This is a genomic window from Antarctobacter albus (assembly GCF_900101505.1).
GTDB classification, from domain to species: Bacteria; Pseudomonadota; Alphaproteobacteria; order Rhodobacterales; family Rhodobacteraceae; genus Antarctobacter; species Antarctobacter albus.
Genome location: NZ_FMZI01000017.1, coordinates 1 through 12,760, shown reverse-complemented (window position 1 = coordinate 12,760; position 12,760 = coordinate 1). Strand labels below are relative to the sequence as shown.

The following is a 12,760-nucleotide window of genomic DNA, read 5'->3' as shown; positions in this document are numbered from 1 at the left end:
AAGTATGTCAGGCCAAGGAAGGACTTATCATGAAAGCAGTTGTCGCATCCGGGGCAGGCGGGCCGGAGATTCTCGACCTCGTCGATCGCCCAACCCCCGAACCGGGGCCGACCGAAATCCGTGTCAAAGTCGCGGCGGCGGGCGTCAACCGACCCGATGTCGTTCAGCGCCAGGGAAATTATCCGCCGCCGCCGGGGGCCTCGGACGTGCTGGGCCTTGAACTGGCCGGGATTGTGGAAAGTACCGGTGCAAATGTGACCCGCTTTCAGCCCGGCGACCGGGTCATGGCCCTGGTGGCGGGCGGCGGCTATGCTGAATTCGCGATCGTGGATCAGACAAACGCCCTGCCGGTTCCCGACGGCATCTCGATGGTCGAAGCCGCGGCCTTTCCCGAGACCTATTTCACCGTCTGGAGTAACCTGTTCGAACGCGCCGGTCTTGCCGCGGGGGAAACGGTACTCATCCACGGCGGAACCTCGGGCATCGGTACCACGGCGATCCAGCTTGCCAAGTGTTTTTCCGCCAAGGTCATCACAACCGTTGGGTCTGCTGAAAAGGCGCAGGCGGCGGTCGGCCTGGGCGCCGATCGTGTGGTCATTTACAAGACCGAGGACTTTGTCGCGGCAACGCTGGAGGCGACGGAAGGCCGGGGCGCCGATGTCGTTTTGGACATGGTCGGGGCGGACTACCTGCAAAGGAACTTCGACGCGGTGGCGGTTGATGGCCGGATCGCACAGATCGCCTTTCTCAGCGGATCGAAAGGCTCGTTCGACCTGCGCCCCATCCTGGTCAAACGGCTGGCGCTGATCGGATCGACGCTGCGGGCCCGACCGGTGAGCATGAAGGCCGAACTGGCCGCGGAACTTGAGCAGCATGTCTTGCCACTGCTGCGTGACAGGAAGGCGATTCCGGTGATCGATTCGACCTTCGCATTGCACGACGTTCGGGCGGCACATGCCCGGATGGACAAGGGCGCACATATCGGGAAGATCGTCCTGACGGTTTGACGGGACCCAGAGTCGCTGCCCATTGGCGGCCCCTTGCCACGGCGGGGGGCTTAGCAGCAGCGACCGGGGCCGGGCGGCGCTTGTTAGCGAAAGGGCCATTCGCGCCGACCGGATCTCACAGGCTTCGGCCCTGGGGCGGTTGCCGTGTCACGGCTCTGCCCGGTCACGCATTTCACTGGCGACCGGGCAGACCTTGGGGATCACTCGCAGGACCAGCTCATCCGCGAAAAGTCGAAGTCCCAGCTCTGCATCGGCACCCATTCATAGCCCTTCAGGCACTTGTGAACGGAAAAGCGGCGCTCTTGTGCCAGCAGCCAGACAGAGCGCTGATCGTCCACCAGCTTGCGGTAGATGTCCTGGTAGATGCCGTTGCGCTTGGCGGTGTCGGTTTCCGCGCGCGACACCTCGATCAAGCGGTCGATCTCGGGGTCCTGCACCCAGTCCATGCTGGCCCAGTTGCCTGCGGCGCTGGAGGCGTATTGGACGTAGAAAACCGAGTCCGGGGAGGGGTAGGTCGGCCCGTAGAACACCTGTGTGGTATGCGGCGTGGTCTCGACCGAGGTGGCCAGATCCGTGATCCGGTTCCAGGGTTCCGGCTGAATGGTCACGTCAAAGCCGATCATGTCCAAGGTCGATTTCAGCAGCAGTGCGATTTCTTCCTCGAAGGCGGTCTTGGACACATAGGTATGGGTCAGCTGAATCGGCCCCTGGCCCGCGTATTTCGACTTGGCCAGTTCCGCCTGCGCCGCGGCGATGTCAAAGACCGGTTCGGCGGCGTCTTCGGGCACGGCGGCGGCAAAGATGTCCGACAGCGGCCCACGCAGCGGTGCCCCCGGATAGATCACCTCGCGCACGGTGGCATAATCCATCGCCATCGCGATGGCACGGCGCACATGGACGTCATCGGTCGGCGGAACCTGATTGTTCAGCTTGATGTAGAGGCCGGTCGCGGTGGGCGTGGTCAGCGTGACGTAGTCGTCAAGCTTGGCGATGCCCTCGTAGGTTTCGGTCGACTGGTACTGCGAGGAGATGCCCAGATCGCCGCGTTGTGCCAGGGCGCGCACCGTGGCCTCGTCGCGGGTCACGACAAAGCGCACTTCGTCGATTGGCCGCGCGTTGGGCCAGCCGCCGTGATAGGCCTCATTGCGGGCCAGGGTCATCTGTGCGCCGCGGTCCCAGCTGGACAGGGTGTAGGGGCCGGCGCCGGCCGGGGTCTCCGCGAGGAAAGTCTCGCCCCAGGGATCGTCGCCATTGGTCTGGACGGCCTCCTCGTTCACCGCCAGCAGCAGCGGGGTGATCGAGATGAAGGGCGCATAGACCTTGTTGAGCGTGATGACCACGGTCCGGTCATCGGGGGCGGTCACGGACTCTGCGTCGATCAGGTCCGAGAACAGGTAGGACGGACCCTCGTTGATCGCCAGCAGGCGGCGGATCGAATAGAGGATGTCCTGCGCGTCGACCGGCGTGCCGTCGGAGAAGGTCGCCCCGTCCTTGAGGTGGAAGGTATAGGTCAGACTGTCGTCCGAGATGTCCCAGCTTTCGGCAAGCTGCGGGATCACGTTGCCCGCCGCATCCACGGTGGTCAGCGCGTCGTAAAGGTTCACGGCGGCCATGTATTCCGTGTAGTCGTTGATCTTGGCCGGGTCGATCGTGCCGAAAATCTGCACGGCATTGACGGTGATCGCCACCTTGTCGTCCTGGGCCGCCGCCGGAAGGGCGGTCAGCGCGGCAAGCGCCGTTGCTGCAAGTAGGTTTTTCATGTCAGAGACCTCCTGTTCAGGTGTTGGTATTTGTTGGGTTGAGTGTTTCGAGTGGTGCGAAGGCGTGGCTGTAGCCAAAGTAGCCGGGACCAACGAGATCCAGCCCACCCGCGCTGCGCCACTGGGGATCCGCCGGCAGTCCGATCAGCCGCAGGCCAAGGCCGTAGTGCAGCTTTTCGGTGGTGACCGGCAGGCCCCCGTCCGCATCCAGTGCGCAGATCAGGTCGGGGGTCAGGGCCATCGGCTGGCCCTCTCCGTCTTCGAGGCACAGGAATTCGTTCTGGAAATCCAGGGTGAAGCTGCGGCCCTGGTCCTCGTCCAGCCCCTTGAGAACCGCCCGTCCGCGGGCGAAACCGCCGGTAGTGTGGCGTTCGATGTCCACCACGCGCGCCGTGCACAGCTGCATCCCGCCGCAGCGGCGGATCAGCGCGTCACCCGGGTGGCGGTTGGCCTGCCGTTCGGCGGCGATACTCTCGCCCAGTTCGCGGATCAGGCCCAGGGTGCCGCGCAGCAGCCCCTGTTTCGCCTGCGCCCCGTTCATCGGATAGAGCGCCACCAGCGCGGCACCGCCCATCTCGACCGTCTGCGCGCGGGCAAGACGTTCGGTCCATTGGTTGCTGATCGCGTTCAGGATCGAGGTGTTGCCCTTGTCATCGGCCAGTGCCATCGGCGAGGCCTTGATGTCATGCAGGGTAAAGCTGACCATCTGCAATTCGGGAAAGGCGCGGCCCATGCCGTCACCGTTCAGCAGCGGCAGCCCCGTCGCCGCGGCGACCGCAAAGGGAATGGTCGAGTTGAGGCCGCCCGCCTCGATGCAGATCAGGTAATCGACCTTGGTTCCGAGATACGCTTCGAGCGCGGTAAGCGCGGCAGCGGCCTCTTCACCGTTGGGCAGTTTCTCGACCATGACGGTCGGCGCGCCCATCATGCAGACAGGCACGCAAACCGCATCGTCCGGCACTTCCGCCACGTCGGTAACGGTGACCGGGCCGTGCGCGTCCAGCGCGGCCTGCGCCATCAGCTTGCCGATATAGGGATCGCCACCGCCCCCGGTGCCGAGGAAGGCACCGCCAAGGGCGATGGCCTCCATGTCGGCAGAGGATACCGTGAACCCCATCACGCGGTTTCCGCAAGTGGGCGGTAGACCAGTTCCGGGAAGCCGAAGGCCGCGGGGCCGATCACGTCGAGCGCCTGCTGCGTGCGCAAGAGCTCGTGGCAGGGCAGGGCGAGGACCGCGACCCGCTGGCCGTAGCGCAGAACCTCTGTGGTGATCGGCAGGCCGCTATCCAGGTCAAGGACAACCACCAGGTCGGGCACGCAGGCCTGCATCTCTCCGTCGCGGCGGAAGATCAGGAATTCGTTCTGAATGGTGATCTCACCCACGGACCCGCGGCAATCGTCCAGCCCCTCGATGCTGGCCACGCCGACGTTGAAGCCGCGTTCGAAGTGCCGCTTGAGGTCGTTGATCTTGCCCGAGAAGACATGCTTGCCGCCCTCGCGTTCGCAGATCGCCTTGATCGGGTCCTCATGCGCCCGGCGCGCGTCCAGCACCGCCTGGCCAAGGCCGATGGCTTGGGTGTAGCTGTGCGGGATCGCGTGCGCCTTGAAGAAGGCCCCGCTCATCGGGGCCGAGGCCAGAACCGAGGCCCCGCCCTGTGCAATGACACAGGCCCGCGCCATGGTTTCATGCCATTTCTCGGTGATGGCATGTTCAAAGCAGACCGCATTTCCATGCGGGTCGCACATGACCGAGGGCGTCGAATTATGGCCGTAGATCGCATAGGTGGTCATCTGCATCTCGGGAAAGGCGCGGCCCATGCCGTCACCGTCGACCACAGGCAGCCCGGCAAAGGCGGCGGTGATCAGCGGTTCCATCGAATTCTGGCCGCCGATCTCCTCGCAGCCGATCGCGTCCGCCTTGAACCCGAGCCGTTCCTCCAGCGCGCGCAGGCAACGGACGCCTTCACGCCCTTCCTTGAGGCGCTCGAAGGAGACCAGCGGCGCGCCGATGCCGCCAAGCGCGACGATCCTGGCATCGTCCTCCAGCGCCTCGATGGGCAGGATCTTCAGCTCATGGCCTTCGCGGATCGCCTGGCGGGCTCGCAGCTTGCCGATGTAGGGATTGCCGCCGCCGCCGGTACCCAGGATGCCCGAGCCGATCTCCAGCGCGTCGATGTCTTCTTCGGTCAAGACCCGGCATTGGCTTTGATAGTCACGCATGGTTCTCTCCCATTTCACCGACGACTTTGAGATGGATACGGGTGGCATTGCCGGGCAGGTAGGCCAGCGGCACGTCCTCGCGTTCGATCACGATCAGGGTTTCCGGCTTGGCGCCCGCAGAGACCGCGGCATCGCTTGCTTCGCGCTCGGCATTGGCAAGACATTCCTCGCGGGTCGTGCCTTCGAGCGCATAGATCCGGTCGACCTCGCCGGAGATCTGGGCAATCGCCGCGCCGACCGCGTTGGCGACGGCAAAGTTCTCGGGCCGCAGGACCTCCAGGTCGCCGATCCGGTCGGGCGCCAGGATCGAGCCACCGCCGACGGCGATGACCGGGATCGGATCGGGGCTGACACGGCTGCGTTCGACGGCCATTTCCAGCATCTCCGCGATCTGCGCCTTTGCGGCCTCGACCAGTGCCGGGTCGATTTCCGCAACCTTGGCGGCATCGCCCACCTCGGCCATGCCGGCCCGTACCGCGATGTCGGTTGTGGTCAGCGTCTTGCCGCCAAAGACCAGCGCCTCTTGCGGCAGACGGTAACCGACGGATTTCGGACCGATCTGAAGGTTATCGGCATCGCCGGTAATCATCGTGCCGCCGCCCAGGCCGATGGAAAAGACATCGGGCATCCGGAAGTTGGTGCGCACACCGCCCACGTCGACCACGGTGGCCGCCTGCCGCGGAAAGCCGTGATGCAGCGAGCCAACATCGGTCGTCGTGCCGCCGATGTCGATCACGATGGCCTCTTTCACACCCGTCAGGAAGGCCGCCCCGCGCATCGAGTTGGTCGGGCCGGAGGCAAAGGTCAGCACCGGGAAACGGCGCACCATGTCCGCAGCCATCAGTGTTCCGTCATTCTGGGTGACGTAGAAGGGGCAGGTCAGGCCTGCCTCGGACAGCGCGCGGCCGAAGGCCTCTACCGTGCGGTCCGACAGGCTGAGAAGCGAGGCATTCATGATCGCCGCGCTTTCCCGCTCGAGAAGGCCAAGGCGGCCGATCTCGCAGGACAGGACCACCGGCAGGCCGGGGCAGTGTTCCTGCAGGATGTCGCGGGCGCGTTCCTCCATGTCCCGGTTCACCGGCGAAAACACCGAGGAGATGGCCGCGGCCTTGATCCCCTTCTCGGTGATCTCCCCGGCGATGCGGATCAACTCGTCCTCGTCCAGCGCGGCAATCTCGCGCCCGTCGAATTCATAGCCGCCGCGCAGCAGGTAGCGGTGCCCGCCGACCATTTCGACAAGGTCCTCGGGCCAGTCCACCATCGGCGGCAGGCAGGCGGTCGCGGGCAGGCCCAGCCGGATGGCCGCGACCTGGTCCAGCCCCTTGCGTTCGACCACGGCATTCGTGAAATGCGTGGTGCCGATCATCGTGACGTCGATTGCCTCGCGGGCGACCCCCGCCTTTTCCAGCACGGCTTCCAACGCGTTGGAAATGCCGCTCATGACATCTTCGGTGGTGGCGCTCTTGACCCCTGCCAGCACCTCGCGGCCACGCAGGATCACAGCGTCGGTATTGGTCCCGCCAACGTCGATTCCCAGTCTCAAAACCATGTTTTCTCCTCTTCTCTCATGCCGCCGAGGACACGAGGAACCTTTGCTTTTCTTCAGGTGTGACCAGCGGTTTGGCGGCTTCCTCGGCATCGGTGATGACCGGGATCGCCGCGATCAACGCGCGGGTATAGGGGTGCTGCGGGTCGGCAAAGACCTCGCGCGGGGTGCCCTGTTCAACCAGTTCGCCCCGCAGCATGATGGCAATACGCGAGCAGAAGTTGCGCATCAGCGAGAGGTCGTGGCTGATGAACAGATAGGTCAGCCCCAGTTCGCCGCGCAGGTCCTCCAGCAGCTTGATCACCCGCTTCTGGACCGAGACATCCAGCGCCGAGGTCGGTTCATCCAGAACCAGCAGCCGCGGATTGGCCGCCAGCGCCCGGGCAATCGCCACGCGCTGTTTCTGCCCGCCCGACAATTCATGCGGGTAGCGCGCCTGGTAATGTCGGGGCAGGCCGACCAGCTCCAGCAGTTCTTCCATGCGGTGGCTGTGCGCGCGCTTTTCCAGACCCGAAAAGTTCAGCGGCACCGACAGGGTCTGCGCCACCGTGCGTTTCGGGTTCAGCGAGGTGCCCGGATTCTGGTAGACGATCTGCGCCAGCGCGCGGTCGACGCGGCCGCCCTGCATCGCTTCGAGCGGCACGCCGTCGATGGTGATGCGCCCGCTGCTGGCCTGCATGATGCCCATCAGCATCCGCGCGACAGTCGTTTTCCCGGACCCGCTTTCGCCGGCAAGGCCGAATATCTCGCCCTTGCGAATGTCGAGGCTGACGTCCTGCACCGCCCTGGTGACGTGATCGGGCCGCAGGATATGTTTGGCGGTGAATGTCTTGGTGACGTTTTCGAGCTGCAGCATGGGCGGCTCGGACGAGGCGGGCTGATCCTTGACGCCCTCGCCATAGAGCGGCGGGATGGCCCCGATCAATTCCCGCGCATAGTCGGTCTGCGGGTTGTCGAAGATCTGGTTCAAAGGCCCGTGTTCGACGATCTCGCCCTTGCGCATGACGTAGACGTAGTCGGCGGTCATGCGGACGACGCCCAGGTTGTGGGTGATCATCAGCAGCGACAGGCCCTCTTCGGCGACCAGTTCGTTGATCAGGCGCAGGATCTCGTCCTGGGTGGTCACGTCCAGCGCGGTGCCCGGTTCATCCGCGATCAGCAGCGCCGGTTTGTTCATCAGGGCGAGGGCGATCAGAACGCGCTGCCGCATCCCGCCAGAGAGCTGCGACGGGTAGGCGCGCATCACCCGTTCCGGGTCGGCCAGCTGAACCTTCAGCAGAGTCTGCGCGATGCGCTCTCGCCTGTCTTTGCTCGTGGATTTGCGGCCGGACCGGCGGTCGGCCCAGTAGAGCACGTCTTCGAGGTGCCGCCCGATGGTAAAGACCGGGTTGAAGGAGGACAGCGGGTCCTGCATCACCACCGACATCTCGATGCCCTTCAGCGCCTCGCGCTGGCCCTCGGTCTTGTCCAGCAGGTTCTCGCCGCGCCAGAGGATCTGGCCCGCGTCGACCGAGGCATTGCCCGGCAAAGTGTTCAGCACCGCCTTCGAGGTCACCGACTTGCCTGACCCGGTCTCGCCGATCAGCGCCACGCGTTGGCCTTCGGCGATCTTCAGCGAGACATCCTTCAGAACATGGGCTGTTTGCTTGTAGCTGGTGAAAGAGAGATCGAGGTTGCGGATTTCAAGCAGATCCATGTCTCAGACCTCCACGTCGAACATGTCGCGCAGCCCGTCGCCAAGCAGGTTGAACCCGAGCGTTGCGTAGAAAATGGCCAGGCCCGGCGCCAGCACGCCCCACCAGCGTTCCGGCAGGAACTGCCGCCCGTCGGCGACCATGGTCCCGAGGTCCGGTGTCGGCGGCTGCACGCCCAGGCCAAGGAAGGAGAGCGTGGCGCCGAAGAGGATGATGAAAGCCGCATCCAGCGTCGTCTTGACCGAGATCACCGCGATGCAGTTGGGCAGGATCTCTCGCGTCAGGATGTGCCAGTGCGAGGCCCCGGCCAGGCGCGCGGCCTCGACGAAATCCTCGGCCGCCACGGATTTCGACACCCGGTAGACAAGCCGCGCGTGCCAGGTCCACCACAGCAGCGCAATCGCGATCATCGCGTTGGTCAGGCTGGGCGTCAGCACGTTGCCCACCGCAAGGGCCATCACCAGCGGCGGGATCGCCAGCATCACGTTGGTGAAGCCGGTGATCACGGCCTCGATCTTGCCCGAGAAATAGCCGGCCAACAGGCCCAGGCCGCCGCCGATCGGCACCGCGACGATCAGGACACCGGCCACCAGCAAGAGCGAGACGCGAAAGCCGAAGATCACCCGGCTCAGGATGTCGCGCCCGACCTTGTCGGCCCCCAGCAGATAGGTGGCGTCGGGGGCCGCGTGCTTGTTGCGAAAGTCGATCACGGCCCCGGCGTGGTCCGGGAACGGGGCGATCACCGGGGCAAAGATGGCGGCCAGGATCACCGAGGCGACCATCAGCGCGCCCATGATCGCCACGGGGTTGGCGCTGAACCGCATCCAGGCCATGCGGCGAGCGGAGAGCACCTTGATTTCTTCGGAGCTTGCGGACATCAGCGGGCCTCCTTCATGCGCAGGCGGGGGTCGATCAGGCCGATCAGGATGTCGATCAGCAGGTTGGCCACCACGAAAAAGCAGCCCGAGACCAGCACCACCGCCATCACGGCGTTCAGGTCCTTCTGCATCACGGCCTCCAGCCCGGCAGAGGCGAACCCACCCCAGGAAAAGACCATCTCGACGACAAAGGCGTTGCCGATCAGCGAGGCGAATTCGAGGCCCATGATGGTCAGCGGTGCGATGGCCGAGAGCTTGAGCAGGTAGCGAAAGGTGACTATGCGGCCCGGCACGCCAAAGCTGCGCAGGGTTTGCACATGGTCGCGGCGCTGGTGTTCGATCATGGCGGACCGGGTGATCCGCATGATCTGCCCGATGCCGGACATCGACAGCGCCAGGGCCGGGAAGGCGAGGTGCCGCAGCGCGTCCAGCGTGATGTCCAGGCGTCCGGCCAGCAGGCCGTCAATGATCAGGAGCCCGGTCGCGCCGGAGAAATCGGAGAACTCGCGCGACATGCGCCCGAGGATGGGCCAGTCCGTCAGGTAGTAGGCGGCGCCGAGTTGCAGCAGAATGGCGAAGAGAAAGCTTGGCATCGTCACACCGGCAAGCGAGACGATCCGCAGCACGGCGTCGAACCAGCTGTTTCGATAACGCGCCGCCAGGATCCCCAGAGGCAGGCCAAGCGCCAGCATGATGATCAAGGTGGCCAGCACCAGTTCAAGCGTCGCGGGCAACAGTCCGGCGATTTCCTCGGCCACTGGCCGGCCCGAGATCAGCGAATTGCCAAAATCCCCGCGTATGGCCCCGCCAAGGAAATTCACGAATTGCAGCGGCAGCGGATCATCCAGCCCCATTTCCTCGCGCAGCTCGGCCAGTTGTTCGGCGCTGGCCGTCGGTCCCAGGGCGATCCGCGCGGGGTCGCCGGGGACCACCCGGGCGAGAATGAAAATCATCAGAGCCAGGACCAGCAGCACACCGGCAAAGCCGACGATGCGCCGAAGTAAGAACTCTGCAAATCCAGAAGTCATGTTGCGGGGTCTCCCATCCAGCTTTGGATCAGTTTGACGCCTGCACCCGCAGTCGATCCATAGAGGTTGGGGGTAGGTTTTGTAAAAAAAGGGGTAGGTTTTGTCCTACTCAGACAACATTCCGCGATGCCGGGCTTCTTCCACGGCCTCTCGGCGATCACTGACCCCGAGCTTTTTGAACAGATTCTTGAGGTGGAATTTCACCGTCGGCAGGCTGACCGCCATCTCGCGGGCAATGTCCTTGTTCGAACAGCCTTCCCCCAGCAGCAGCAATGCGCGCCATTCCTGCCTTGACAGGGGGCCGGTTCCGAACGCCATGACAGCGCCACGGCGCAGGTTGCGCGGCAAGGGCGCCTCGATCATCTCGCGCTGCATGACCCGTGGATCTTCCAGCAAGGGCAGCACAAACGCGCGTTCTTCCAGAACCGGCGCAAAGGAATTCCGGCTGGCGCAGAGCTGCAACAGGTCCGCCAGCCCGCGTCTGGCCTGGCCGGGCCGGTTCTGGCGGCGATCCACCCAGGATTTCCAGATGCGCAGGCACAGCCTTTGTCGCGTCGAAACATGCGTGCTGTCCATCATGGCCGCCAACCGCTCGTTCAGGGCCGGGTTGCGCGGCGTCTCGAAGACCTGCTGGCGCAGCCAGAGGAGGGCTTGCGAGATGTCCTCTGGTGCGCGCAGATCGGCGAGATTGGCGCCGGAGCTTTCCATCCAGAGGAACCCGATCCGCGATGCCATGCTTTCTAGTTGCTGGCGAGCTTCGCGCCAACGGCGCGCGCTTTGCAGCGTGGCAACCCTGCGTTGGGCCACCATCACCTGGAAATTCCGCGTGCGCCAGGCGGGCACCCGCCAGCTGTCGATATAATGAGTCGCCGCTTGCAACCCCCGCTCCTGAAGCAGTGCCTCCGCGCCATGCGCCAGCGCCAGCGCGGCGATGGAGGGCCAGATCTCCCCGTAGGCGAACCCCTCGAACGCGGATTCTGCAAAGTCCACCATCGGCAACGCGTCCCCCGTCTCATAGGCGGTGACCGCGCGCATCAGTGCCAGGAAACGGGCGTCCTGCGGTATCTCAAAAGGCGTTTTCGCAAGGGCCTTTTCCGCCGCCTGCAGGTGCGGCGCCGCGGCGGCAGGTTCTCCAGAGCGCACCTTGATGATGGATCGGTGCAGGTGAATGAAGAAACTCAGGTAGGGCGCATCCGCCGCCTCGTAATGCGCCAGCGCCCGCGTGGCCGCCTCTTCGGCCGCGGCAAAGCGTTCTCCGCGAATGTGATGGTCGAGCAGAAGGTTGTAGATGCCGCCACGCATCAGGTGCGCGCGCGGATCGGTCCTGGCCAGCAGGTCCGATGCCTCGTCTGTGATGTGATAGCCCCGTGCCTCGCCACGAAAAACCGCTAGTTCGATCCGGCAGAACGCCAGCGGCACCGGCACGTCGCCGGCGCGCGGCATCCGTCGCCCGAGGTCGAGCAGCACACCGTTTTCATAGCCCGAGAGGATATAGGCAGCCCGTTCGATGTCGCCGGATTTAACGGCGATCATGAACTGCAGGGCCATGACCGCAGGCGCTGGATCCTCTCCGAAGGCATCCGCGACCCGGCGCCCGGCCTCCATCCCGTGCAAGTGCATGAAATATTGACCACCTTCACGGTGCAGGAGATCGAGGGCCCCGGCGCGATCCCCGGCGTGCAGCAGCGCCGCGATCCGCGCGGCTTTCGCGGCGCCGGGGGCGGGTGGTGCCGCAAGCGCTGCCGCGGACCAGGCGTCGGTCGCCGCGCGCAGGACTGCCGCCAGTCCCGGCGTTCGGATCCGCCAAGTGCCGCCCCGACATTCCGAGAGGGGGTCCAGCCAATGCAACAACTTGCGCTGCTCCGCCGGCAGTTCGGCGTCGTCAAACCCGCCTTCGGCGCGGCAGAGCCGGGCCACGATGTCGCGAATGGCCCTGGGGGTCTGCCGCAACAGGGCGCCCGCTTTTTCTGTCAGTGCGCGGTCATCCAGCGGCGCCTGGGCGAGGTGGTCGGACAATGCGGGCCAGCCGCCGGTTTTGGCGAAATGCGGATCCTGTCCCGGTCCTAGGAACAGGTCGCGGTTGCCGATCTCCTGCACGTGACCCATGTCCCGTAGCGCGGACAGGTTCGCCACCTGGTCGGCCCCGGCGCATATCACCGCCGGGGTGACGGATATCACGACGGGCGGATCCTCTGTCGACAACATGGAGCATTGGCAGCCCCCGTCCGGTCCGCCCAGTTTGCGGCGCATCGCCGTGAGGATTTCGGCCCTGCCGGTTCCCGGCAAGGCATCGATCAGCAGCACCAAATCCGCGCTGTGTTCGGCCAGAAAGGGAAGGTCGGCTGTTCTCATGCGGCCAGAGGAATGAATGTAAGGGCCATCGGAGGCAGGCCGTTCTGGCGCCGGGCACAGCCTTGCGATGCGACGATCTGATTTTTCCGGTCTGCCAGAGCCATTTTCCCTGTTAGTGCAAAAACCGCCTGGTTTCCATCCGGATCATGGTCTCGGGCGGTCAACGGCTGAGCACCTGATGTCCACGGACCGTTTGCCTGGCTGAGGACATTCGCGTTTCTAACGAGTTTTCGGGCGACGCCTATGATGACGACTTTGTGTGATTGCCCGGCGCC

General features: G+C 64.9%; 10 protein-coding genes. 1 reads left to right on the top strand and 9 read right to left on the bottom strand.

Annotated elements, in window-relative coordinates; translation table 11 throughout:
- Positions 1–29: 29 nt before the first annotated feature.
- The gene (locus BLQ71_RS22070) at positions 30–1,007 is read left to right on the top strand and encodes an NAD(P)H-quinone oxidoreductase (RefSeq protein WP_069208469.1); all 978 of its coding nucleotides are present in this window, start codon (positions 30–32) and stop codon (positions 1,005–1,007) included.
- A gap of 200 nt (positions 1,008–1,207) precedes the next feature.
- On the opposite strand, the gene BLQ71_RS22065 is transcribed toward BLQ71_RS22070, so the two are convergent.
- From BLQ71_RS22065 to BLQ71_RS26705, 9 genes are all read right to left on the bottom strand, one after another.
- A complete protein-coding gene (locus tag BLQ71_RS22065; protein ID WP_074623284.1) occupies positions 1,208–2,767 on the bottom strand; it encodes an ABC transporter substrate-binding protein in 1,560 nt (519 codons plus the stop codon).
- Positions 2,768–2,783: 16 nt separating this feature from the next.
- Positions 2,784–3,884, bottom strand: a complete 1,101-nt coding sequence (locus tag BLQ71_RS22060) for an S-methyl thiohydantoin desulfurase family protein (RefSeq protein ID WP_074623283.1) — start codon at positions 3,882–3,884, stop codon at positions 2,784–2,786.
- Positions 3,884–4,987: an S-methyl thiohydantoin desulfurase family protein gene (locus BLQ71_RS22055; RefSeq protein ID WP_083242191.1), complete on the bottom strand. Its 1,104-nt coding sequence runs from the start codon at positions 4,985–4,987 to the stop codon at positions 3,884–3,886. Before BLQ71_RS22055 ends, BLQ71_RS22060 begins: the two co-directional genes overlap by 1 nt.
- Entirely contained in the window at positions 4,980–6,536 is a 1,557-nt protein-coding gene (locus BLQ71_RS22050) for a hydantoinase/oxoprolinase N-terminal domain-containing protein (protein ID WP_074623282.1), read from the bottom strand. Before BLQ71_RS22050 ends, BLQ71_RS22055 begins: the two co-directional genes overlap by 8 nt.
- Before the next feature lie 16 nt (positions 6,537–6,552).
- Entirely contained in the window at positions 6,553–8,229 is a 1,677-nt protein-coding gene (locus BLQ71_RS22045; RefSeq protein ID WP_074623281.1) for a dipeptide ABC transporter ATP-binding protein, read from the bottom strand.
- A gap of 3 nt (positions 8,230–8,232) precedes the next feature.
- Complete coding sequence (locus tag BLQ71_RS22040) at positions 8,233–9,105, bottom strand: ABC transporter permease (protein ID WP_043141401.1); 873 nt, start codon at positions 9,103–9,105, stop codon at positions 8,233–8,235.
- On the bottom strand, positions 9,105–10,133 hold the full coding sequence (locus BLQ71_RS22035) for an ABC transporter permease (protein ID WP_074623280.1): 1,029 nt from the start codon (positions 10,131–10,133) through the stop codon (positions 9,105–9,107). The genes BLQ71_RS22040 and BLQ71_RS22035 overlap by 1 nt, the downstream gene beginning before the upstream one ends.
- 105 nt (positions 10,134–10,238) lie before the next feature.
- A complete protein-coding gene (locus BLQ71_RS22030) occupies positions 10,239–12,485 on the bottom strand; it encodes a helix-turn-helix transcriptional regulator (RefSeq protein ID WP_074623279.1) in 2,247 nt (748 codons plus the stop codon).
- A partial coding sequence (locus BLQ71_RS26705; protein WP_211318931.1) for a hypothetical protein occupies positions 12,482–12,760 on the bottom strand: 279 nt, incomplete at its 5' end. The genes BLQ71_RS26705 and BLQ71_RS22030, both read right to left, overlap by 4 nt.

Bases quoted from the DNA above. Each gene is read 5' to 3' on its own strand.
- BLQ71_RS22070 (WP_069208469.1), top strand. From the start codon at position 30: ATGAAAGCAGTTGTCGCATCCGGGGCAGGCGGGCCGGAGATTCTCGAC.
- BLQ71_RS22065 (WP_074623284.1), bottom strand. From the start codon at position 2,767: ATGAAAAACCTACTTGCAGCAACGGCGCTTGCCGCGCTGACCGCCCTT.
- BLQ71_RS22060 (WP_074623283.1), bottom strand. From the start codon at position 3,884: ATGGGGTTCACGGTATCCTCTGCCGACATGGAGGCCATCGCCCTTGGC.
- BLQ71_RS22055 (WP_083242191.1), bottom strand. From the start codon at position 4,987: ATGCGTGACTATCAAAGCCAATGCCGGGTCTTGACCGAAGAAGACATC.
- BLQ71_RS22050 (WP_074623282.1), bottom strand. From the start codon at position 6,536: ATGGTTTTGAGACTGGGAATCGACGTTGGCGGGACCAATACCGACGCT.
- BLQ71_RS22045 (WP_074623281.1), bottom strand. From the start codon at position 8,229: ATGGATCTGCTTGAAATCCGCAACCTCGATCTCTCTTTCACCAGCTAC.
- BLQ71_RS22040 (WP_043141401.1), bottom strand. From the start codon at position 9,105: ATGTCCGCAAGCTCCGAAGAAATCAAGGTGCTCTCCGCTCGCCGCATG.
- BLQ71_RS22035 (WP_074623280.1), bottom strand. From the start codon at position 10,133: ATGACTTCTGGATTTGCAGAGTTCTTACTTCGGCGCATCGTCGGCTTT.
- BLQ71_RS22030 (WP_074623279.1), bottom strand. From the start codon at position 12,485: ATGAGAACAGCCGACCTTCCCTTTCTGGCCGAACACAGCGCGGATTTG.